This is a genomic window from Gordonia sp. 'Campus' (assembly GCF_022206305.1).
Taxonomy (GTDB): Bacteria; Actinomycetota; Actinomycetes; order Mycobacteriales; family Mycobacteriaceae; genus Gordonia.
Genome location: NZ_JAKOIW010000001.1, coordinates 72,185 through 94,433, shown reverse-complemented (window position 1 = coordinate 94,433; position 22,249 = coordinate 72,185). Strand labels below are relative to the sequence as shown.

Annotated in this window: 18 protein-coding genes; 16 read left to right on the top strand and 2 right to left on the bottom strand. The window is 68.1% G+C overall.

Annotation, left to right across the window (positions count from 1 at the left end; genetic code table 11):
• Window positions 1-133: 133 nt before the first annotated feature.
• From MAY35_RS00440 to MAY35_RS00390, 11 genes are all read left to right on the top strand, one after another.
• The gene (locus tag MAY35_RS00440; protein ID WP_238418658.1) at window positions 134-1,291 is read left to right on the top strand and encodes a dihydrodipicolinate synthase family protein; all 1,158 of its coding nucleotides are present in this window, start codon (window positions 134-136) and stop codon (window positions 1,289-1,291) included.
• A gap of 3 nt (window positions 1,292-1,294) precedes the next feature.
• Window positions 1,295-2,122 carry a sugar phosphate isomerase/epimerase gene (locus tag MAY35_RS00435; RefSeq protein WP_238418657.1) on the top strand — a complete coding sequence of 276 codons (828 nt, stop codon included), beginning with the start codon at window positions 1,295-1,297 and terminating at the stop codon, window positions 2,120-2,122.
• Window positions 2,123-2,197: 75 nt separating this feature from the next.
• A complete protein-coding gene (locus MAY35_RS00430) occupies window positions 2,198-3,211 on the top strand; it encodes a LacI family DNA-binding transcriptional regulator (protein WP_238418656.1) in 1,014 nt (337 codons plus the stop codon).
• A gap of 130 nt (window positions 3,212-3,341) precedes the next feature.
• Window positions 3,342-4,901, top strand: coding sequence for a CoA-transferase (locus MAY35_RS00425; RefSeq protein WP_238418655.1), 1,560 nt, complete (start codon window positions 3,342-3,344; stop codon window positions 4,899-4,901).
• 76 nt (window positions 4,902-4,977) lie between these two features.
• A complete protein-coding gene (locus MAY35_RS00420; protein ID WP_238418654.1) occupies window positions 4,978-6,156 on the top strand; it encodes an acyl-CoA dehydrogenase family protein in 1,179 nt (392 codons plus the stop codon).
• A gap of 218 nt (window positions 6,157-6,374) precedes the next feature.
• The gene (locus tag MAY35_RS00415; RefSeq protein WP_238418653.1) at window positions 6,375-7,487 is read left to right on the top strand and encodes a sugar ABC transporter substrate-binding protein; all 1,113 of its coding nucleotides are present in this window, start codon (window positions 6,375-6,377) and stop codon (window positions 7,485-7,487) included.
• Between the two features lie 7 nt (window positions 7,488-7,494).
• Window positions 7,495-8,532: an ABC transporter permease gene (locus tag MAY35_RS00410; protein ID WP_238418652.1), complete on the top strand. Its 1,038-nt coding sequence runs from the start codon at window positions 7,495-7,497 to the stop codon at window positions 8,530-8,532.
• A complete protein-coding gene (locus MAY35_RS00405) occupies window positions 8,529-10,034 on the top strand; it encodes a sugar ABC transporter ATP-binding protein (protein WP_238418651.1) in 1,506 nt (501 codons plus the stop codon). Before MAY35_RS00410 ends, MAY35_RS00405 begins: the two co-directional genes overlap by 4 nt.
• 49 nt (window positions 10,035-10,083) lie before the next feature.
• A complete protein-coding gene (locus tag MAY35_RS00400; RefSeq protein ID WP_238418962.1) occupies window positions 10,084-11,037 on the top strand; it encodes an ABC transporter permease in 954 nt (317 codons plus the stop codon).
• A gap of 22 nt (window positions 11,038-11,059) precedes the next feature.
• Complete coding sequence (locus tag MAY35_RS00395) at window positions 11,060-12,178, top strand: Zn-dependent alcohol dehydrogenase (protein WP_238418650.1); 1,119 nt, start codon at window positions 11,060-11,062, stop codon at window positions 12,176-12,178.
• A 49-nt stretch (window positions 12,179-12,227) separates the two neighbouring features.
• Window positions 12,228-13,742 carry an aldehyde dehydrogenase family protein gene (locus MAY35_RS00390; RefSeq protein WP_238418649.1) on the top strand — a complete coding sequence of 505 codons (1,515 nt, stop codon included), beginning with the start codon at window positions 12,228-12,230 and terminating at the stop codon, window positions 13,740-13,742.
• A 104-nt stretch (window positions 13,743-13,846) separates the two neighbouring features.
• On the opposite strand, the gene MAY35_RS00385 is transcribed toward MAY35_RS00390, so the two are convergent.
• A complete protein-coding gene (locus MAY35_RS00385; protein ID WP_238418648.1) occupies window positions 13,847-14,359 on the bottom strand; it encodes an inorganic diphosphatase in 513 nt (170 codons plus the stop codon).
• 228 nt (window positions 14,360-14,587) lie between these two features.
• Between MAY35_RS00385 and dacB the strand changes: the two genes are divergently transcribed.
• From dacB to tilS, 3 genes are read left to right on the top strand one after another with little or no spacing between them, the layout of a single operon-like run.
• The gene (gene dacB, locus MAY35_RS00380; protein WP_238418961.1) at window positions 14,588-15,904 is read left to right on the top strand and encodes a D-alanyl-D-alanine carboxypeptidase/D-alanyl-D-alanine-endopeptidase; all 1,317 of its coding nucleotides are present in this window, start codon (window positions 14,588-14,590) and stop codon (window positions 15,902-15,904) included.
• On the top strand, window positions 15,901-17,070 hold the full coding sequence (locus tag MAY35_RS00375) for a zinc-dependent metalloprotease (RefSeq protein ID WP_238418647.1): 1,170 nt from the start codon (window positions 15,901-15,903) through the stop codon (window positions 17,068-17,070). Before dacB ends, MAY35_RS00375 begins: the two co-directional genes overlap by 4 nt.
• The gene (gene tilS, locus MAY35_RS00370; protein ID WP_238418646.1) at window positions 17,049-18,017 is read left to right on the top strand and encodes a tRNA lysidine(34) synthetase TilS; all 969 of its coding nucleotides are present in this window, start codon (window positions 17,049-17,051) and stop codon (window positions 18,015-18,017) included. The genes MAY35_RS00375 and tilS overlap by 22 nt, the downstream gene beginning before the upstream one ends.
• Before the next feature lie 27 nt (window positions 18,018-18,044).
• Here tilS and MAY35_RS00365 read toward each other — a convergent pair whose 3' ends face one another.
• Window positions 18,045-18,743 carry a glycine zipper family protein gene (locus tag MAY35_RS00365; protein ID WP_238418645.1) on the bottom strand — a complete coding sequence of 233 codons (699 nt, stop codon included), beginning with the start codon at window positions 18,741-18,743 and terminating at the stop codon, window positions 18,045-18,047.
• A 328-nt stretch (window positions 18,744-19,071) separates the two neighbouring features.
• Between MAY35_RS00365 and hpt the strand changes: the two genes are divergently transcribed.
• Together hpt and ftsH are read left to right on the top strand one after the other, a co-directional pair.
• Window positions 19,072-19,635, top strand: coding sequence for a hypoxanthine phosphoribosyltransferase (gene hpt, locus MAY35_RS00360; RefSeq protein WP_238418644.1), 564 nt, complete (start codon window positions 19,072-19,074; stop codon window positions 19,633-19,635).
• Window positions 19,636-19,829: 194 nt separating this feature from the next.
• Window positions 19,830-22,244 carry an ATP-dependent zinc metalloprotease FtsH gene (ftsH, locus tag MAY35_RS00355; protein WP_238418643.1) on the top strand — a complete coding sequence of 805 codons (2,415 nt, stop codon included), beginning with the start codon at window positions 19,830-19,832 and terminating at the stop codon, window positions 22,242-22,244.
• Window positions 22,245-22,249: the final 5 nt, after the last annotated feature.

The following is a 22,249-nucleotide window of genomic DNA, read 5'->3' as shown; positions in this document are numbered from 1 at the left end:
TGAGCGGTGGGTCGGCACACCGCGAGAAACTGTTTTCTGAATCGAGGTGATCGGCATGAAAGCTATTTACCTCGCTTTTCAGAGCGTATAGGCTGCACACACCGATCCGCAAGAAAGCGATTACAGGAGTTTCATGAATACAGTCAGACTGCCGGTGAGCGGTGGAGGTACGTCGGTTCATGCGTTCGGAGCACCCGCACCGCTCGCGACGGCGTCGGCACCGCCGGCCAGCCGGGACGTCTTCGCCGCGGCACACGTGGTCGCCGACCCCTGCCGTGCGTCCGCGGCCGGGGGACCCGACCAGATCGACTGGGACGCAACCCTCGAACTGCGCCGCGACCTGTGGTCGCTCGGGCTCGGTGTCGCCGAGGCGATGGACACCTCGCAGCGCGGGATGGGGCTCGACTGGCAGGGTGCGCACGAGCTCGCGACCCGGACCCTCCGCGCAGCAGGCGAACTCGGCGGACGCGTGGTGGTCGGCATCGGCACGGACCAGATCACGACGGACCATCCGAGCCTCACCGAGATCGCCGAGGCCTATCTCGAGCAGCTGACGGCCATCGAGGCGGCCGGGGGCGACTGCGTCCTCATGGCGAGCCGCCACCTCGCGGCCGCGGCCACCGGCCCCGACGATTATCTGAACGTGTACGACAAGGTGTTGTCCCAGGCTCGGCGGCCGGTCATCCTGCACTGGCTGGGCGCGGTGTTCGATCCCGCACTGGCCGGTTACTGGGGGCACCGCGACCCATACGCCGCGATGGACACCGTCGTCGACGTCATGGTCGCGCACGCGGACCGGGTCAAGGGCATCAAGGTATCGCTCCTCGACCCCGCGCTCGAGGTCCGTCTACGCAATCGCCTGCCCGCCGGCATCAGGGTCTACACCGGCGACGACTACAACTACGTGGACATGATCGCTGGCGACGACGACGGGCACAGTGACGCGTTGCTGGGCGCTTTCGCGGCGCTGGGTCCGTACGCGTCGGCCGCGTTCGCTCGCCTCGACGCGGGCGACCTGGCGGGGTTCCGGGAGATCCTGGCGCCCACCGAGCCGCTGTCGCGGCTGATCTTCACCTCGCCGACCCGCTTCTACAAGGTCGGCGTCGCGTGGCTGGCCTACCTCGACGGAAAGCAGTCGCACTTCCGGATGATCGGCGGATTCGAGACCGGGCGCACCCTCCTGCATCTGGCCGACCTCGTGCGCGAAGCCGATTCGATCGGGCTGTTCGCCGACCCCGAGCGGACCGCGCAGCGTGCCGGCGCCTACTTCGCGGCTCACGGAATCGGCTGAGCCATGGAGCTTTCCGAGTGCAGCCTCAATTCCGCGACCATCCGAGGTTCGTCGCTCGAGGTCGTGGTGGACCTCGCCGAACGGCACGGGTTCGGCGGCGTCGGTCTCTGGCGAGATGTATTGGAGGGCGCTGACCTCGATGCGGCCTGTCGGCGTATCCACGATTCCGGCCTCGGCGTCTCCAGCGTCTGCCGCGGCGGGATGTTCCCGCAGCCCACGCAATCGCTGCGGCGTGAACGCCTCGAGGACAACCTCCGTGCGATCGATCAGGCGCGGGCCCTGCGCGCCGACTGTCTGGTCCTCGTGTGCGGCCCGCCGGTCGGGAGGGACCTCGACGAGGCGCGGCATCAGATCCGAGAGGGAATCGACGCCCTCGTCCCGCACGCGGTCGCCGCGGGGGTCGCGCTGGCGATCGAACCGTTCCACCCGATGCTCGCCGCGACGCGATCGGCGATCACCTCACTGCGGGAGGCCGCCGCCCTGGTCGAATCCATCGGGAACCCGCAGGTCGGACTCGCCGTCGACTCGTACCACGTCTGGTGGGAAACCGAGCTGCGCCAGCAGATCGCCGGCCTCGGCGATCGGGTCTTCTCCGTCCAGCTCGCCGACTGGGTGACGCCCATCGATGACGAACTCACCAGCCGGGGCATGCCCGGCGAGGGGTCGATCGACATCGACTCCTTCGTGTCCGACTGCCGTCGGACCGGCTACCGGGGCCTGGTGGAGGTGGAGGTGCTCAGCAGTCGCTGGTGGAGAACGCCGGCCGACGAGACGGTGGCAGCTGCCGCGGTTGCCCTGGCCGGGATCGGCGACCCGTTACCATCCACGTGAGCATCAGGAATCGCTTTCTCAGATCGACCAGCCGTGACCGAGGTTTCCCAGCCGATCAGGAGGACGACGCCCATCATGTCGACACAGCGCCCGGACGGGCCGCGCGCGCGGCCGACCATCGCGACGGTGGCCGAGGCCGCAGGTGTCTCCATCGCCACCGTCTCTCGCGTCATGAGCGGGTCGTCGAAGGTCAAACAAGAGCTGGCCGACCGGGTGCACGAAGCGGCTGAACAGCTGGCATACCGACCCAGCGGGGCGGCGCGCGGACTGGCGATCGGCAGCCTGCGGAACATCGGGGTGATCCTTCCCGACCTCCGCAACGCCTATTTCTTCGATGTCGTCAACGAGATGCACCGCGGCGCCGCCGAGAACGGGTATCGCATGCTCGTCGCGGACTCCGAGGGCGATCCGGACGAGGAGCTGAACACCGCGCTCGACCTGCTCGGTCAGGTCGACGGCCTCGTCCTGCTGTCGAGTCGCATCCCCACCGCGGGCCTCAAACAGCTCGCCCGTCGACAAGCCCCGGCGGTGCTGGTGAACCGCATCGAGCTCGGCGTCGACCTCCCGATGGTCGCGGCGGACAACTTCACGCCGATGATGCAGTTGTGCAGCCACCTGGCGCAGCTCGGGCACACGCGCGCGGTCTATCTCGGTGGTTCCGAATTCGCGTGGCAGAACCGCGAGCGGTGGCGGGCGGTGCAGAGTTCGTCCGCGTTCGGCCTGCAGGTGACACATGTGAGCGCCGACGGGACCGTGGAGGGTGCTCACGCCGCGGTTCCCGAAGCGCTCGAACACGAACCCACCGCTCTGATCTGCTTCAACGACCTGAGCGCCATCGGCGCCATCTCGGCGCTGCGCGACGCCGGGCTGTCGGTGCCCGAGGACATCTCGGTCACGGGGTTCGACGACATCGTCCTGGCCCGGCACATCGCACCGCGCCTGACGACCGTCACCAGTCCGAAGGTCGCCCTCGGCAAGCGGGCATGGGAACTGATGCACGTGATGCTGGGCAGCGAGGAACGCCCGGAGTCCCCCGAGCCGCTGTCGGCCGAGGTCGTGCTCCGGGATTCGACCGGCCCTGCTCGCTGACCCGAGGCCGACGCTCGTTCATCGGTCGGAGACAGATGTGACGAGGTCTTGAGAAAGCGCTTTCTGTGAGATACGCTTCACACCATAGAACTGGACAGTTGGTCCCGATCCTCACAGAAAGCGCCGGTCAATGACGAGTGAATGGTTTCCCCGCCCCGTGCTCGTCGGTGCGGCAGAGGCGGTCACCGGGATCTCGTCTGGTTCCACGATCGCGGTCACCGGAGCGGGCGGGGGGATCCTCGAACCGGACGCCTTGTTGGCCGCTCTCGAGGCGCGGTTCGCCGAAATCGGTGAGCCCCGGGACCTGACGGTTGTCTACGCGCTCGGTATGGGCGACCGGCGGGGAGGGGGCACCGGGCATCTGGCGCGGCCCGGGATGGTCTCGCGAGTCATCGGGGGTCTGTGGACGTGGTCTGCCGAGCTCCGCGAGCTCGCCCGGACCGAGGCTCTCGACGCATACGCCCTGCCCGGTGGGGTGATCAGTCAACTGTTCCGTGAGATCGGGGCGCGACGGCCCGGCCTGATCACGACGGTCGGTCTCGACACCTTCGCCGACCCTCGGCACGGTGGCGGGCGCTTCAACTCGCGAGCAGCCGAAGCGCTGGTCGAACTCATCGAGCTGGACGGGCGGGAATACCTGCGTTACAAACCGTTTCGCGTCGACGTCGCATTCGTCCGCGGCGACACCATGGATCGCAACGGCAACATCGGCTGGGCGGCCGAAGCCGCGCAACTAGATGCCCTGGCGGTCGCCCAGGCTGCGCGCGCGTGCGGTGGCCGGGTCATCGCCGAGGTGAAGCGGGTCATCGACGGCGTGCTCGACCCCCACCTCGTCCACCTTCCCGCCTGCCTCGTCGACACGGCTGTGCTGGTACCCGAGCGGTGGCAGACCCATGCCGGGGAGTACGACCCGAGTCTGTGCACCGCGGCCATCGGCGCTGGTGAGGACCACGAGCCGTCTCTGCCTACGGGCGCGCGGGGGATCATCGCCCGTCGTGCCGCGGCGGAGGTCAGACCGGGCGAGGTGCTCAACGTCGGCTTCGGCATCCCGTCGCTGGTCGTCGACGCCCTCGCCGCGGCAGGTCGTTCGGCCGAGAACACCGTGGTCATCGAGCAGGGCATCATCGGCGGACGCCCGCTCACCGGAGACCTCTTCGGGGCCGCGCGGTACCCGCAGGTCATGCACTCGTCGACCACCCAGTTCGACCTCATCAACGGCGGACTGATCGACACCACCTGCCTGGGCATGGCGCAGGTCGACGCGAGCGGTTCGGTCAACGTGAGCCGGATCGACGGAATGATCAACGGCCCAGGGGGTTTCGTCGAGATCTCGCAGAGTGCGGACACCGTGATCTTCTGCGGCACCTTCACCACGGGCGGGCTGGCGGTCGACGTCGTCGACGGAGAACTGCGCATTCGTCGTGAGGGCGCCACCGCCAAGTTCGTGCGGAGCGTCGACCAGGTCACGTTCTCCGGCTCGCGGGCGCTTGCCCATGGCCGGCGCGTTCTCTATGTCACCGAGCGCGCCGTGTTCCGCCTCACCACTGCCGGGTTGGAACTCGTCGAGATCGCGCCGGGTGTCGATGTCGAACGGGACATACTCCCGCACATGGGATTCCGACCGATCATCGTATCCCCGTCGCAAATGGGCCCGGCGGTCTTCGGGACGCTCGCGTGCCCGGTCTCCTGACCACACTGTCCATCCCCATGACCCTGCTCTTCCTTCTGTCCTCGCCTTCTGGCCTCATCTTCCAAGGAGTGACCGCATGACCTTCGCGCCCGGTACCGCGAGCAGCCGCATCCCGACGTCGGTCTTCGGACCCGACGAGCGTGCCCTCGTCGCCGACTTCGTCGACGAACGCATTCGACCGATCGCGGCGGAACTCGATGAGACGGAACGCTTTCCGGAGGAGATCTTCGCCGAGATGGGCAAGATCGGACTCTTCGGCATCACCGTCGGAGACGACCACGGTGGCGCCGGCGGTACCGCTCTGGACTACTTGTTCGTCATGGAGTCGCTCTCCTACGGGTATGCGTCGATCGCCGACCAGTGCGGTCTCGTCGAGATCCTCGGCTCGCTGCTCAGCAGCTACGGCAGCGACGAACAGAAGCAGACCTACCTCGGGCCGATGCTCACTGCGGAGAAGCGCTGCGCCTACGCCCTCACCGAGCCGGGTTCGGGATCGGACCTCGGCTCCATCTCGACACGGGCGCAGCGGACGCCGGACGGTTGGCGGCTCCGGGGCGAGAAGATCTACATCCACAACGCACCGGTCGCCGACTTCGCGGTTGTCCTGGCCGTCACCGATCCCGAACTCGGGAAGCGCGGGGGAATCTCGGTGTTCGTCGTCGACATCGACACACCGGGGGTGAGCCGGGCGTACCACGAACACAAGATGGGCCAGCGCGCTTCCCAGGTCGGCGGGCTCGTCTTCGACGATGTGGAACTGCCGGCGTCGGCGCTCCTCGGTGACGAGGGCCAGGCATTCGGGTACATGATGAAAGTCCTGGCCAAGGGGCGCCTGGGTATCTCCGGACTGGCCCTGGGGATCAGCCGGGCGGCGCTCGACGCCGCGGTCCGCCAGTCACTGGACCGCAGCCAGTTCGGACGACCCATCGCCGAGAACCAGGCCATCTCGTTCTCGCTGGCGTCGATGGCCACCGAACTGCAGGCCGCCACCGCGCTGTCGGTGTCCGCGGCCCGGGCGATCGACGAGGCGGATCCGGACGCCGAGGTGCTGTGCTCGATGGCGAAACTCAACGCATCCGAGGCCTGCGTCCGCCACTCCGACGCCGCCTTACAGGTGTACGGAGGCAACGGGTTCATCCGCGGGTACGAGGTGGAACGGCTCTATCGCGATGCGCGCATCACCAAGATCTACGAGGGCACCAGCGAGATGCAGCGCCTCATCATCAGCCGATCGCTCCTCCGCTCCGCGGGCTGACGGCTTCCGATCTGCCTAGAAAGCGCTATCACACAGATTCCGACTCGGCAGAGCGGCAGTCGTCCGGGCGGGTGCGCCCCCGACGGATGGTCTCCGAGTGAATCTACGGTCTGATCTGGCGCTATCGCTATGCCGGCGGCGCCTGGTGACGGGAACCGTGACCGCCTTGACATGTGTTCCCGATCACTGTAGAAAACGCTTACAGGAGGTGCGTTTCGATGCCACACACCCACCACGCCCACCCGATGAGACGGTACGCAACGGCCGCCGCCGTCGCTGTCCTGGGAGTGGCGACACTCGCCGGCTGCTCCGGCGCCCAGAACGAATCGGCAACCGGCGCAGATGATCTGCTGATGGTCTCCGAGGTCCGGTCGCTGACCAACCCGTACGAAGCCGCATGGGTCGAGGGCAGCAAGGCCTACGCGGACTCGGTCGGGGTCGATCTCAAGGTGATCGTCTACGGCGGCGACTCGCAGAACGCGTTGTCACAACTGCAGTCGGTCCTCGCGACCGGCAAGAAGGTCCTGCTGAACATCAACCCGAACACCAGTGCCGACACACCGGCGATCGTTCGGGCGGTGCAGAACAGCGGGGGTTGTGCGGTGACCCAGTGGAGCAAGCCGGCGGATCTGCATCCGTGGGATGTCGGTGACGGATGGGCGTCGTATGTGAGTTACGACGGCGTCAAGGAGGGGGCCGACACCGGCGACGCACTCGGCGCGAGCATCGGCGGGAAGGGTGGCGTGATCGCCATCCAGGGTCTGCTCGCCAACGAGATCAGCAAGACGCGCTACCAAGGCTTCACCGAGGGGATCGCGCAGCACCCCGGCGTCACCATCCTGGACAACCAGCCGGCCGATTTCGATCGCAACAAGGCGTACACGACCACCCAGACACTGCTGAACAAGTACGGAGACAAGGTCAACGGGATCTGGGCGGCCACCGACGCCATGGCGCTCGGGGCGTTGCAAGCCGTCCGGGAGAAGGGCAAGGCGGGTCAGATCAAGGTCGCCAGCGCCGCCGACGCCACGCCGGAGGGGCTCGAGGCCATCCAACGCGGCGAGATGGTGTCGACCTACACCACCGACCCGTACTTCAACGGAGCCATGGGTCTCGCGATCTGCCATCAGATCGCGACCGGGGAGCGCAAGGTGTCCGACCTGTCGGAGCTCCAACGCGAGTTCTACGTGGACCAGACGCTGATCACCGCCGACAACGTGGCGCGTCACATCGAGCGACCCACCGACCAGCAGATCGTGGATTCGGTCCGGGATCCGTTCTCGCGCATCGTCGGACCGATCGAGTCCGACCCATCGAGCAATGAGGAGTGACCTCGACATGACCATGTCAGCTCCGGTGCAGCCGGAGACCGAGCAGGCCGGACCGCCGGCATCGGACACGCGGACCGGGAGGTCGGTGCTGCTGTCGCGGTGGGGACGTTCCGTGGGACCACTCGTGGCCCTCCTCGCCCTCTGCGTCGTGTTCTCGTTCACCGCGGACAGCTTCTTCACCCTCGGCAACCTGAACGCGATCATCCAGCAGGCGGCGATCCCGCTGATCCTGGCGATGGGCGCCACGCTGGTGATCCTGATCGGAAGCGTCGACCTGTCGATCGAAGGCGTGATGGCGGCCAGTGGCCTCACCTTCGTCCTCCTGGCGGCCAACAGCGTGAACGGCAACGACCTGGGGTTGTTCGCGGTGCTCATCGCAGTCGGTGTCGGAGCGCTCTTCGGCCTGGTCAACGGTGTGCTGCACGCGGTGGCGAAGGTGCCTTCGTTCCTCGTCACGCTGGGTACCTGGTTCGTCGGCCTCGGTGTCGCGACGGTGCTGTTCGGTACCAGCACACCGCAACTGGCCGACGCCGGACTGGGGGAGTGGGCGCAGGGGTCCTTGCTCGGCATCCCGATCATCGTCGTGTTCGCCGTCGTCGCGCTCCTGGTGACCTGGTTCCTGTGTCGCTGCACCCCGCTGGGGACGCAGACCTATGCCATCGGCGGTGACGAAGCGGTGAGCAAGGTGACCGGCATCAACGTCGTGCGGACCAAGGTCGTGCTGTTCACCATCGCCGGGGTCATGTCCGGACTGGCGGGGGTCCTGGCGACCATCCGGCTCGGCGTCGGAGATGTCGGCGTCGGCTCCGGGAACCTGTTCCTCACGCTGTCGGCGGTGGTCGTGGGCGGGACGCTGCTCAGCGGCGGCCGCGGTGGCCCGTTGCACTCGCTGGTCGGCATCCTGCTCCTCGTCGTCCTGGGCAACGGCCTGCTGTTGTCGGGCGCGAGTCCCTATGTCCAGCAAGGCGCTCAGGGCGTGATCATCGTCGCCGCGGTGATCGCCACCGGGTGGCCCGCACGCAACCGATTGAGGGTCGTCAAATGACACCGCTGCTCGAACTCGACGGAATCACCAAGCGCTACGGACCGAACGTCGTCCTCGACGATGTCTCGTTGACCGTGCACAAGCACGAGGTCATCGGACTCATCGGTGAGAACGGTGCCGGGAAGTCGACGCTGCTGAAGATCCTCGCGGGTGTCCATCGCCCCGACGCCGGGGTCATGCGGATCGACGGCACCGAACTGGTGTTCTCGGACCCGGCCGACGCCGCCCGGCACGGGGTCGGTGTCGTCCATCAGGAACAGTCCCTCCTCCCGAACCTGACCATCGCCGAGAACCTCACCCTCGGTTCGGAATCGGAGTTCGCACGGTTCGGCTTCATCCGCCGCGGCGCCCGCCGCCGGGCGGCTCGGGCCATGCTCGACCTCGTCGACTCCACGCTCGATCCGGACACACCCACCGAGGACGTGGGATTCGCCGAGCGTCAGATGGTCGAGGTCGCCCGGGCAGTCAGCGAACGTTCCGCGGGGCACGCACCGCTGCTCGTCCTCGACGAACCGACTTCGGTGCTGCAGCCGGCCGACATCGAGATCCTCCACCGACGGGTCCTGGCGCTCCGCGAGATCGGTTCGGTGATCTTCGTGTCGCATCGTCTGGACGAGGTGCTCCGGTTCTCCGACCGTGTCTACGTGTTGCGCGACGGCAAGCTCGTCGGCGAGCGGCCCACCGACGACGTCGACGAGCGTGAGCTCTACTCGATGATGATCGGCAAGGAGGCCGCGGACGAGATCTACTGCACCGACCGGCGGACTCCGGTGCGGCAGGCGGCCCCGGTGCTCGAGGCGCGCAACGTGACGGTCGCGGGCAGCGTCGACGACGTGTCGTTGTCGGTGCGGCCCGGCGAGGTGGTCTGCATGGTGGGTGTCGCTTCCTCCGGGCGGGAGGAGTTTGCCCGGGCGGTCTTCGGAGCCTCGCCCGCACGCGGCGGATCGGTGTCGGTGGGCGGCTCCGGTCTGTTCCCGGCCTCACCTCGAAAGGCTGTCGCGGCGGGGGTTGCCTACCTGCCCGCCGAACGGCGGTCGGAGGGCATGATCGCCGGCGCCTCGGTCGCCGACAACATCTGCCTCACCCATCCCGTCCGGGGTCGTGGGAGCCGCGCGGCGGCCGCTCGGCACGAGGCGCGGGAGTGGATTCGGCAGCTGCACATCCGGCCCGACGACCCCGACCTCGACATCGCCCGGCTGTCCGGCGGAAACCAGCAGAAAGCAGTGCTGGCCCAGTGGATTCGCGACGAGAGTCTGTCGTTGCTGATCCTCGACCACCCGACCCGCGGACTCGACATCGGCGCGAAGGAAGACGTCTACCGCCTCATTCGCGACCTCTCCGCGCGCGACGTCGGAGTCCTGGTGCTCGCCGACACACTCGACGAGGCACTCGGTCTCGGGCACCGCATCGTGGTCCTCCGTGACGGCCGGGTGACCGCGGAATACGACTCCGTCGCCACCGACCCCCCGACCAAGATCGAGCTACTCGAGAAGATGATGTGACATGGCCGAGACAACGATGACCACTCCGCTGCCCTCGCGCAGCGTGCCCATGCCGAAGAGCATGCCGACGGCGGCGATGATGCGTACGGCAGGACCGCCCGCGTTGCTCGTGGTCCTGCTCGGCCTGGTGACGATCGCCGAGCCGAACTTCTTCTCGACGACGGCCTTGTCCGTCGTGACCGCCCAGGCACTCCCGATCCTCCTGCTCGGGCTGGGGCAGATGTTCGTCATCCTCACCGGCGGTATCGACCTCTCGGTGGCCGCGGTGTGCTCGCTCGGCACCGTGATCCTGGCGCAGACCATCGGCGCGACCGGCCCACTCGCCATCCTGATCACCGTCGCCGCCACCGCCGCGATCGGCGCACTCACCGGCGTGCTGATCACGATCGGGCAGGTGCCCTCCTTCGTGGTGTCCCTCGGTGCCCTGGGCTTCTGGGGGGCCATCGCGCTGGCGCTGTCGGGATCGACCACGATCTACATCGACACGAACTACGGTGCGATCTTCTGGCTCAGTTCGGTGACGTTCCTGAGCATGCCGCTCGCCGTGTGGGCGGGGCTGCTCGTCGCCGCGGCGATCTGGGCGTTCATGCGCTTCCACCCGCGGGGCAACATCTTCCACCTCGTGGGGCTCGGCGAACGGTCGGCGATCATGGCGGGCATCCGCACTCGCGGTGTGCGCATCGTCGCCTTCTCGCTGTCGGGTCTGTTCGCCGGGCTGGCTGCCGTGGTGCTCTCGTCCCAACAGCAGAGTGCGGCACCGCAACTCGCCGACGCGCTGCTCCTACCGGCCATCGCCGCCGTCCTCGTCGGCGGATGCGCGATCACCGGCGGCATCGGCAGTGCGTGGAAGGTCATCGTGGGCGCGCTCATCGTGACGGTCCTGCGCGTCGGTGGATCGGTCGCCGGCGTGGACCCCAACTATCAGCAGATCGTGTACGGCGCGGTGGTCATCGCGATCGTCGTTCTCACACTCGATCGCAGCAGACTCGCCATCATCAAATAGACCATCTCTGGAGGTACACATCATGTCTCGAACAGTGCGCGGCGCCGTGATCGACGCCATCGGCGGCAAATGGAAAGTCGAAGAACTCGAGCTCGCCGAGCCCGGGCCCGGCGAGGTCCGCATCAAGGTCATGGCATCGGGGCTGTGCCACTCCGACGACCATCTGGTCACCGGGGACATCCCGAACGCCCTGCCGATGGTCGGTGGGCACGAGGGCGCCGGGATCGTGGACGCCGTGGGCCCCGGCGTGCGGCGCCTGGCGGTCGGCGACCACGTCGCCACCGCATACCTACCGGCGTGCGGACGGTGCCGCTGGTGCTCGCAGGGTATGCAGTACATCTGCGACACCGGCGCCGGTATGGAGAACGGCTTCGGGCTCGAGGGCAACCCGCGGTTCAGTCGTTCGTCGGGACAGCCGATCGGGGCGATGCAGCGCCTGGGCACCTTCGCCGACCACCTCGTCACCGATGAGTCGCAGGCCGTGAAGATCGACGACGACCTGCCGTTCGACATCGCCTGCCTGGTGTCCTGCGGTGTCGCCACCGGGTGGGGTGCTGCGGTCAACGCCGCCCACGTACGCCCGCGGGACACCGCGATGATCGTCGGTGCCGGCGGTGTGGGTATGAACGCGGTGCAGGGCGCGCACCACGCCGGGGCCGCCTACGTCGTGGCCGTCGACCCCGTCGACTTCAAGCGCGAGCAGGCCATGAAGCTCGGTGCGACTCATGCCTTCGCGTCGATCGCCGAGGCGATGCCGTTCGTGCACTCGGTCACGAACGGGCAGGGCGCCGACTCTGCGGTCATCACCGTCGGGGTCGTCGACGGAGCGCTGATCGCGGAGGCGTTCTCCGCCGTCCGCAAGGAGGGTCGGGTCGCTCTGGTCTCCATCGGGCAGAACGAACCGGGCATCCCGATCAGCCCCCTCGAGATCGTGACGTACGCCAAGACCCTGCGCGGGGTGCTGTTCGGCAACTGCAACCCGACCAGCGACATCCCGGCGCTGCTGGACTACTACAAGGCCGGCCAGCTGAAGCTCGACGAGCTGATCACCGCCCGTTACACCATCGACCAGGTCAACGATGCCTACGTCGACATGCACGCGGGCAAGAACCTGCGCGGCGTGCTGATCCACGAGCACTGAGCCACCGGCACTCGTCCACCCGCACCGACATCTCGATCAGGAGTTCTCCATGCAGACGTCCACCGTCATCGACCCCGCGACGGCGGTCCGACGATACGGGCTGTTCATCGACGGCGGCTTCGACGCCTCCGACGACCGGCCCGCGATCACCCGCCACAGCCCCGTCGACGGCCGCGAGCTCGCCGTGTTCACCGCGGGCGACCGAGCGGACACCGTGCGGGCGATCGCGTCCGCGCGTCGCGCCTTCGACCACGGTCCCTGGCCGCGGACCTCGTCGATGGATCGGGCCCGCACCCTGCTGCGGGTGGCCGACCTGATGCGGGCGAACGCCGACCGCCTCGCCCGCATCGAGACCGAGGAGACCGGCAAACCGCTGCGCTACGCGGAAAGCGATGTCGCGGGCAGTGCCGAGTTGTTCGAGTACGCGGCCGGACTCGCCATGTCGTCGCACGGTGAGGCCCACACCGGCCTGGCCGAGGATTGCACCGCGATGGTGGTCCGCGAGCCGGCCGGTGTGGCGGCGATGATCCTGCCCTGGAACTTCCCGCTGTTGTTGCTCGCGCAGAAGCTGCCGTTCGCGCTGGCAGCGGGGTGCACCGCCGTCGTCAAGCCGTCCGAGTTCACCTCGGGCACCGCGCTCGAACTGGCCGCGATCCTCACCGCGGCGGGTGTCCCGGACGGCGTGGTCAACGTCGTGACGGGGTACGGCGCGGACGTCGGAGCGGTGCTGGCCGAAAGCGCCGACGTAGACCTCCTGTCGTTCACGGGGAGCACCGCGACCGGACACGCGATCACCGCGGCGTCGGCCGGCACCGCCAAGCGCCTGTCCATGGAGCTGGGCGGCAAGGCCGCCAACATCGTGTTCGACGACGCCGACCTCGACGACGCGCTCGACGGCGTGCTGTTCGGCGCGTTCTTCAACAACGGCGAGTGCTGTGTCGCCGGATCGCGCCTGCTCGTCCAGGACTCGATCGCCGACACGTTCGTCGAACGGCTGGTCGCCGCCGCCGGACGCGTGCGGGTGGGCGACCCGTTCGACTCGGAGACCGATGTCGGACCGATGATCCATGCGGGTCACCTGGAGAAGGTCCGTAGCCACATCGCCTCCGCGGAGTCACACGGCGGGCGGATCGCGGTGGGTGGTGGCGTGCCCCGCGACGCGGCCACCGAGTCCGGCCATTTCGTCGAACCGACGATCGTCCTCGACGTCACCGAAAGCGCTCCCGAATTCCATCAGGAGATCTTCGGCCCGGTCCTGACGGTCACCCGATTCGCCGACGCTGCGGAGGCGATCGCGCTGGCCAATGCCACCGAGTACGGCTTGTCGGGGTCGTTGTGGACCAAGAACATCGACCGCGCACTCTCGGTGGCGAAGAAGCTGCGCAGCGGCCGGGTGTGGGTGAACACGACCATCGACGGCGGCCCCCAGCTACCGGCGGGCGGGATGAAGCAGTCCGGTTACGGTCGCGAGATGGGGATCGCGGGATTCGAGGAGTTCACCGAGGTCAAGACGATCCAGATCCGGGAAGGCAAGCGCAACAAGGCGTTTCCGCACATCGTCTGACCCCTGGGTACGAGGGACGCCGGCGACGGTGCCCCGGCAGACGACCGCACCCCTGCAGGCCATGGCGAATGGCGCGCAGGGGTGCGGTGTCGTCTGCCGAAGCGTCAGCCTCGCGAGGGCTCGTTCGCGTCGTGGGGATGCGCGGCGAGCCGGTCGATGGCCTCCTGCGCGATCTTCTCGGCCTGCTCACGTCCGACCCAGCCGCCGGGCTGGACCTCTTTGCCCGGCTCCAGGTCCTTGTAGTGCTCGAAGAAGTGGGCGATGGGGCCCAGCTCGTAGTCCGAGACGTCGGAGATGTCCTTGATGTGGTCCCAGCGCACGTCGCCCGCGGGCACACAGAGCAGCTTGTCGTCGCCGCCGGCCTCGTCGGTCATGGTGTACATGCCGACGATGCGCGAGCGCACGATGATGCCGGGGAACACCGACTCGGGCAGCAGGACCATCGCGTCGAGCGGGTCGCCGTCTTCACCGAGGGTGCCGTCGATGTAGCCGTAGTCGGCCGGGTATCCCATCGAGGTGTACAGGTAGCGGTCGAGGTAGACCTTCCCCGTCTCGTGGTCGACCTCATACTTGTTGCGGCCACCCTTGGGGATCTCGATGGTCACATCGAATTCCACTGTTCCTCCTGGCAGTCTGGATCGGGGATGCTGCGCCGGGCCGAGACGGCCGCGCGCGGGTCCAACGATACTGTTAGTCCGACGACCTCGATGTTCGTACCCCTGCATGTTCGTCCGGCCGGGTGATCGTCGGACGCACCGCGAGAGACCGGAGGCTTTGTGGGCGCATCCACCAGTACCGGAGACCGTCGCCGCCGGAGACTCCTGTGGTGGACGGTCACCGCCGTGGTGATCCTGGCCCTGGTGTCGACCGCCGCGGTCCTCGTGGCCCTGCGTCTGGACCGCGAACCCGAACTGCCGCCCGGCGTGCCGCCGCAGCCGGCCGCGGTCGCCGTCGACCCGCGGATCGATCCGGTGGTCGCGACCGCGCCCGAACCGACACCGTCCGGGATCTCGCGGTCGATCGCCCCGGCACTGCGCGATCCCGCGCTCGGCGAGCTGACCGGCATGATCAGCGACTCGCTCACCGGCCAGGTGCTGTGGACCCGCGATCCGGGGCAGCCCCGAATCCCCGCGTCGAACGACAAGGTCCTCTCGGCCGCGGCGTTCCTGGAGGCGATGCCCCACGACCAGCGGTTGACGACGACGGTCGTGGCCGGCGACAACGGGCAGGTCATCCTCAAGGGCGCGGGTGATCCGACGCTGTCCGCCCAACCCGCGGACGCCGACACGTTCTACACCGGCCCGGGGCGCATCGCCGACCTCGCCGCCCAGATCGAGCGGGCCGGTCTCCCGGTCACCTCGGTGGCGGTGGATCTGAGCGCGTTCTCCGGTCCGACCATGGACACCACCTGGGACCGGCGCGACATCCAGGGCGGCGACATCGCGCCCGTCGAATCGGTGATGGTCGACGGTGCCCGCCTCGAACCGCTCGACGAGTACTCCCCGCGCAGCCCGACGCCCGGTCGGATGGCCGGCGAGGCGCTCGCCGCCGCGCTCGGGGTCGAGGGGCCTGTCACCGAGGTGACCGCGCCCGCGGGAGATCGCGTGATCGCGAAGGTCACCTCGGCGCCGCTGGTCACGCGGGTCAACGACATGCTGCGGTACAGCGACAACGTGCTCGCCGAGACGCTGGCCATCGAACTGTCGGTGCATCGCGGCGGACCGCCGACCCATGCCGGCGGCGTCGACGCCGTGGAGCAGGTCTTGTCGTCGATGTTCCCCGAGCAGTGGGCGGGGACGACCCTGCAGGACGCCTCCGGGATCTCCTACGCCAACCGCACCACCCCTGAACTGCTCGACGCGGTGATGACCGCGGCGAGCGGACCGAGTCGGCCCGCCCTGCGTCCGATGCTCGACGGCCTGCCGATCGCCGCGGGGACCGGCACACTCGCCGATCGTTTCCCCGCCACCACCCCCGGCGCGGGATGGGTCCGGGCAAAGACCGGAACACTCACCGGGGTGAGTTCGTTGACCGGCATAGTGCAGACAGTCGACGGCCGCGTGCTGTCGTTCGCCCTGATGTCCGGCGGCACGTCGCCGGCGGACGCCCGTCCCGCCCTCGACGCCGTGGTGGGTCAACTGAGAGAGTGCGGATGCCGATGACCAGACCAGTAGTCGTCCCCGAGTCGGATCACCCAGGGCCGGACCACCCAGAAGCCGACCAGTCGGGGCCCAGGCACGCCCTGCCCGACGACGCCGACCCGGCCACGGACGAAACGGCGGATCCCGGTCCGGGTATCGGGTCGCAGATCGACTGGTCGTTGGCCGCCACGACCGCGAAACGCCTGGCCCGGCCCGGCCCCAAGACGACCGCGTACACCTATGAGGCCGCGCGAGCGGAACTGGCCGACGCCGCGACCCGCGCCGAGGCGCCGGTCCGCGAGGTGACCGGTCTGGCCGACGGCCTCCGGGTCCCGACCACCCGGGTCCTCGACCGGGCCGGGTGGATCGACGCCGCCTCGGTGTCCATGCGGTCGATGCTGGGCGCAGACGACGACGCGGACGCCGGTTCGCCCGGGCTCGCCGCCCGCTTCGGCGGGCTCCAGGCCGGTGGGCTCCTGGCCTTCCTCTCGACGGCCATCCTCGGGCAGTACGACCCGTTCACCCCGGATCCCGACACCGGCGAGCCCGGCGTCCTCATGGTGGTGACGCCGAACATCATCAACGTCGAACGTCAGCTGAAGGTGATCCCGTCGGACTTCCGCCTATGGGTGTGCCTGCACGAGGTCACCCACCGCGTGCAGTTCTCGGCCAACCCGTGGCTGCGGGACTACATGCAGGACAACGTGGCCGTGCTGACGTCGGAGACCGGCGAGTCGACCACCGAGATCGTCACGCGGATGACCAAGGCGCTCAAGGGTTCCGGCGGCACCCGGGAGAAGGGCGTCATCGGGGCGATGCAACTGCTGCAGAGCCCCGAACAGTACGCGGCGTTCCAGCGCATGATGGTGCTCGGCACGCTCCTCGAGGGCCACGCCGATCACGTCATGGACGCGGTCGGACCCGCGCACGTGCCATCCGTTGCCCGCATCCGCACCGCCTTCGACAAGCGACGCACCGCTCCGCAGAACCCGATCCAGCGCATCATCCGCGCGCTGATCGGAATGGACGCCAAACTCGCGCAGTACATCCGGGGCAAGGCCTTCGTCGACGAGGTGGTCGCGACGGTCGGTATGGAGCGATTCAACACCGTCTGGACGTCGCCGGACACGATGCCGCTGCCCGATGAGATCGACGACGCGCAGGCATGGATTCGGCGAGTGCTGTAACTCGGGCGGTCGCGGAGTTCGCGGCCGCACACCTCGACGGGCCCCGGGTCTGCATCGGACTCTCCGGGGGAGCCGATTCCGTCGCACTCACCGCCACGGCGTGCGCAGCCGGGCTCGATGTCACGGCGCTGGTCGTCGATCACGGCCTGCAACCGGGGTCTGCGGAGGTCGCGGTCGCGGCGGCCGACCTCGCCAGGGGTCTCGGCGCCGACGTGCGTGTCCTGCCGGTGCAGGTGGGGACGCGCGGGGGTCTGGAGGCCGGCGCCCGCGACGCCCGATACGAAGCCCTCGACGCCGCGCGCGAGGGGAATCCGGTCTTGCTCGCCCATACGGCGGACGACCAGGCGGAGACGGTCCTACTGGGGCTGGCACGCGGATCGGGGTCGCGCTCGATCTCCGGCATGCGGGCCTGGAACCAGCCGTGGGGACGTCCGCTCCTGCGTGTGCGGAGGGCACAGACACTGGCCGCCTGTGCCGAACTCGGGCTCGCAGTCCACCACGACCCACACAATCGGGACCCACGCTTCACCCGCGTACGCGTGCGGACCGAGGTACTACCGCTGCTCGAGGAGGTCCTGCGGGGCGGGGTCGTAGAAGCGCTGGGTCGCACGGCCGACGCCCTGCGGGCCGACAACGACGCACTCGACGACTGGGCCGCTCAGGTCCGTGAGTCCGCCACGGTCGATGACGGACTCGAGCTGGCTCCGCTGCGACAGCTACCGCCGGCTGTCCGGACCCGGGTCATCCGCGGGTGGCTGCTCGAGGTGGGGGCGACCGAACCGACGCACCCCGTCATCTGCGCCGTCGACGACCTCGCGACCTCGCCGGTCGACGACACGACGGGCGGCGACTCCCGGGCGCAGGTCGCTGTCGGCGGTGATCCGACGACGCGTCGCGTCGTCGTCCGGAATGGACAAACACTGACGGTCCGCCTCACCGCGCGGTGAGGCGGACCGTCGTGCGAAGGTTCGCGGTCAGCGCCGCGGCGGGACGAACGGCGAATTGATCGTCTGGAAGTACTGGATGCCGGCCCCGATCAGGGTGCCGCCACCGCCGAGAGCGAGGCCGGCTAGTGCTCCCGCAGCCGTGCCGAACGGGATAGCGATGGGGCAACCGATGCCGATGAACGCTAGACCTCCGACGCATCCGATGACACCGCCAACGATTCCGCCTACGACCGTTCCAACCAAAGAAGAAATGGTCATGCCCGTCCGGAGCTGAGTGTTGAACCGTTCGAGCGCCTCGTCGTCGCGCTGTTGCCGTGTCTGCGGACCCGCGACGTTGTGTCGAGCCACGTCGCGCAATTGGTTGACCTGCACCGGATCGAGTGCCGACGAGCGCGAAAGATCGCGAGACGGAATAAGGGTCACCTTATTTCCGGCGGTCCGGGCGTCGATCGGGAACTGGCGATATTCCTTGCCGTAACTCAGGGGCATGCGGAACAGTTCCGCACCTGATGTGTCGCGCACCGTCAGATTCCCGCCGGCCGTGCTCAGCGACGCGTTGTGCACCGTGAGGGTCAACGACGAATTGTTCCATGACGCATCGTAAGTCGGGGTTTGCTGAGGTGCGGCCTGGGCCGTCGCGGCGGACACGGTGACGACCGCGGTCGCCAGGCACAGGATGGTGCTCAGGCGAAAACGGCGCAGGGAGGTACGCGAAGTGGGGAACACGGGGGCTCCTTCTTGTCCGAGGGGGGACATTTCGAGAGAAGGGGGGATATGGAAGCCTGGCGCCTAGACCTTCGATTTCGAGAATGGCAGACACTTCTTCGATATCGAAACTCAACGGTCCGGAATGGTGCACGTGTGATGACTTGTTATGTGAATGTTATGAGAATAGCAAATCGCGGAAATCTTCCTGTGAATTCATCGAATGACCCATCCGGAAGCGATTTTGCAAACGCCCAGGTGGGGGCGGTGCGCCCCTCGCGGACGATTTTCGTCGAACGCGTCACGACCCCTGCGCCGCGTGATCGGCAAAACATGACAAGCTGGACAGGTGCAGTTTGCCGATCCCTACGCCGCTGACATCGACGCTGTTCTGATCACCGAGGAGCAGATCAAACAGCGCACCGCCGAACTCGCCCACTCCGTCGCGTCCCGATACGCCGACATCGACGAGGACCTGGTCCTCATCGGCGTGCTCAAGGGCGCAATCATGTTCATGACCGATTTCGCCCGCGCGTTGCCGATCCCGTCGCAGATGGAGTTCATGGCCGTGTCGAGCTACGGCTCGTCGACGTCGTCGTCGGGCGTGGTCCGGATCCTCAAGGACCTCGACCGGGACATCGAAGGCCGGGATGTGTTGATCGTCGAGGACATCATCGACTCCGGCCTGACCCTGTCGTGGCTGATGAAGAACCTTGCGACCCGGTCGCCACGAAGCCTCGAGGTCTGCACGCTCCTGCGGAAACCGGAGGCCGTCCGGTCGCCGGTCCGCGTCGCCGACATCGGTTTCGACATCCCCAACGAGTTCGTCGTCGGGTACGGCCTCGACTACGCCGAGCGGTACCGCGACCTCCCGTACATCGGCCGGCTGAAACCCTCGGTGTACGCGCTCTGAGACCCGCCGGGCGGCCGGGCGCCCCGCGCCGAGCCGCATGTGGGTGCGTAACCGGGTCCGACCTGCAGGGGAACGGATTCACCAGCGCGATCGTTGACCGGTAGCCTCAATGTGTACGTCGATGGGAAGGACATGGGAAAGGCGTCGGCGCCGGGACTCGATCCCGCCAACCAGCCCGACCCCCACCAACTGGCATGAACCGTAAGACAGTCTTCCGCAACCTCGCCATCCTGGCGCTCATCCTGCTCGCCCTGTGGGGCTGGAGCGTGATGAGCGATTCCGGCCGGGAGTACCGGGGCGTCGACACGTCCGTCGCACTCGAGCAGCTGGACAAGAAGAACACCAAGTTCATCAGCATCGACGACCGCGAACAACAGCTCCGTATCGAGCTCAAGACGCCGGTGAAGGTGAACGACGCCGACGCGGACAAGATCAGCGCCAAGTACCCGGCGCAGGCCGGCGAGCAGGTCTTCGACGCCGTCGAGGCCACCGGCGCGCAGTACACCACCAACGTCAACGAGCAGTCGGTCCTCTGGCAGATCCTCATCTTCGTGCTGCCGATGATCCTGCTGTTCGGCCTGTTCTTCTTCGTGATGAGCCGCATGCAGGGCGGCGGCCGCGGCGGCGTCATGGGCTTCGGCAAGTCGAAGGCCAAGCAGCTGTCGAAGGACATGCCGAAGACGACCTTCGCCGACGTCGCCGGCGCCGATGAGGCCGTCGAAGAGCTTTACGAGATCAAGGACTTCCTCCAGAACCCGACGCGCTATCAGGCGCTGGGCGCGAAGATCCCCCGCGGTGTCCTGCTGTTCGGGCCGCCCGGAACCGGCAAGACGTTGCTCGCGCGCGCGGTGGCGGGCGAGGCCGGGGTGCCCTTCTTCACGATCTCCGGCTCGGACTTCGTCGAGATGTTCGTGGGCGTCGGCGCGTCGCGCGTCCGTGACCTGTTCGAGCAGGCCAAGAACAACAGCCCGTGCATCATCTTCGTCGACGAGATCGACGCCGTCGGCCGCCAGCGCGGCGCCGGACTCGGCGGTGGTCACGACGAGCGCGAGCAGACCCTGAACCAGCTGCTCGTCGAGATGGACGGCTTCGGCGACCGCTCGGGTGTCATCCTGATCGCCGCCACCAACCGGCCCGACATCCTCGACCCCGCGCTTCTGCGCCCGGGCCGCTTCGACCGTCAGATCCCCGTCGGCAACCCCGACATGGCGGGTCGTCGGGCGATCCTGAAGGTGCATGCCAAGGGCAAGCCGATCGACTCCGATGCCGATCTCGACGGTCTCGCGAAGCGGACCCCGGGCATGTCCGGTGCCGATCTGGCCAACGTCGTCAACGAGGCCGCGCTGCTCACCGCGCGAGAGAACAAGCAGACGATCACCGCCGAGGCGCTCGAAGAAGCCGTCGACCGGGTCATCGGCGGTCCGCGCCGCAAGAGCCGCATCATCAGCGAGCACGAACGCAAGGTCGTCGCCTATCACGAGGGCGGTCACACCCTGGCCGCGTGGGCGATGCCCGACCTGGACCCGATCTACAAGGTCACGATCCTCGCGCGCGGACGTACGGGCGGTCACGCCCTCGCCGTGCCGGAGCAGGACAAGGACCTGATGACGCGGTCGGAGATGATCGCCCGCCTGGTGATGGCCATGGGTGGTCGCGCCGCGGAAGAACTGGTCTTCCACGAGCCGACGACGGGCGCGTCCTCCGACATCGACCAGGCGACCAAGATCGCCCGGGCGATGGTCACCGAGTACGGCATGAGCGCCAAGCTGGGCGCTGTCCGTTACGGACAGGACCAGGGCGACCCGTTCCTGGGCCGGTCGATGGGCTCGCACACCGACTACTCGGCCGAGATCGCCAGCGAGATCGACGACGAGGTGCGTCGCCTGATCGAGGCCGCGCACACCGAGGCGTGGGCGATCCTGACCGAGTACCGCGACACCCTCGACGTGCTCGCGACCCAGCTCCTGGAGAAGGAGACGCTGACCCGCAAGGATCTGGAGAAGATCTTCTCCGATGTGGACAAGCGGCCCCGGATCACCGCCTTCAACGACTTCGGCGAGCGCACCCCGAGCGACAAGCCGCCGGTGAAGACGCCGGGAGAACTGGCGATCGAGCGCGGCGAGCCGTGGCCGCCGCCGGAGCAGGCGAAGATCCCCGAGCCGGTGGGCGCCGGCTACCCCGGAACCCAGCAGATCCCGGGTCAGGTGCCCAACTATCCGCCGATGTACCCCGAACCGGGCACGTCGGGCGGACCGACACCGCCGGCGCAGCAGCACCCTGAGCCGCGCTACCCGGACCCCCAGTATCCGAATCCCCAGTATCCGAACCCCCAGTACCCGAATCCCCAGTACCCGGGGCCCCAGAATGAGCCTCGGTATCCCAACCCGGGATATCCGAATCCGGGGGCGGGTCGGTCGGCGCCCGGTCCGGGCGGACCGTACTCCGGCGGCACCCGGCCCGATTACGGTGCACCGCGTGACTGGTCCGCGCCCGGCTGGCCGCCCGAGGGACCCGAGCCCGGTACCGGACACAACGGCACCAACGGCACCAACGGCACCAACGGTTGGGGACGCCGCGCCGATGACGACGACCAGCGGCCGAGTTCGTAAGGTGA

What these genes read in the sequence shown, in the direction of transcription:
- MAY35_RS00415 (WP_238418653.1), top strand. Translation starts at nt 6,375, where the DNA reads ATGCCACACACCCACCACGCCCACCCGATGAGACGGTACGCAACGGCC.
- MAY35_RS00430 (WP_238418656.1), top strand. Translation starts at nt 2,198, where the DNA reads ATGTCGACACAGCGCCCGGACGGGCCGCGCGCGCGGCCGACCATCGCG.
- tilS (WP_238418646.1), top strand. Translation starts at nt 17,049, where the DNA reads ATGGATTCGGCGAGTGCTGTAACTCGGGCGGTCGCGGAGTTCGCGGCC.
- MAY35_RS00410 (WP_238418652.1), top strand. Translation starts at nt 7,495, where the DNA reads ATGACCATGTCAGCTCCGGTGCAGCCGGAGACCGAGCAGGCCGGACCG.
- MAY35_RS00390 (WP_238418649.1), top strand. Translation starts at nt 12,228, where the DNA reads ATGCAGACGTCCACCGTCATCGACCCCGCGACGGCGGTCCGACGATAC.
- MAY35_RS00420 (WP_238418654.1), top strand. Translation starts at nt 4,978, where the DNA reads ATGACCTTCGCGCCCGGTACCGCGAGCAGCCGCATCCCGACGTCGGTC.
- MAY35_RS00395 (WP_238418650.1), top strand. Translation starts at nt 11,060, where the DNA reads ATGTCTCGAACAGTGCGCGGCGCCGTGATCGACGCCATCGGCGGCAAA.
- ftsH (WP_238418643.1), top strand. Translation starts at nt 19,830, where the DNA reads ATGAACCGTAAGACAGTCTTCCGCAACCTCGCCATCCTGGCGCTCATC.
- MAY35_RS00400 (WP_238418962.1), top strand. Translation starts at nt 10,084, where the DNA reads ATGCCGAAGAGCATGCCGACGGCGGCGATGATGCGTACGGCAGGACCG.
- MAY35_RS00440 (WP_238418658.1), top strand. Translation starts at nt 134, where the DNA reads ATGAATACAGTCAGACTGCCGGTGAGCGGTGGAGGTACGTCGGTTCAT.
- MAY35_RS00405 (WP_238418651.1), top strand. Translation starts at nt 8,529, where the DNA reads ATGACACCGCTGCTCGAACTCGACGGAATCACCAAGCGCTACGGACCG.
- MAY35_RS00375 (WP_238418647.1), top strand. Translation starts at nt 15,901, where the DNA reads ATGACCAGACCAGTAGTCGTCCCCGAGTCGGATCACCCAGGGCCGGAC.
- MAY35_RS00425 (WP_238418655.1), top strand. Translation starts at nt 3,342, where the DNA reads ATGACGAGTGAATGGTTTCCCCGCCCCGTGCTCGTCGGTGCGGCAGAG.
- MAY35_RS00435 (WP_238418657.1), top strand. Translation starts at nt 1,295, where the DNA reads ATGGAGCTTTCCGAGTGCAGCCTCAATTCCGCGACCATCCGAGGTTCG.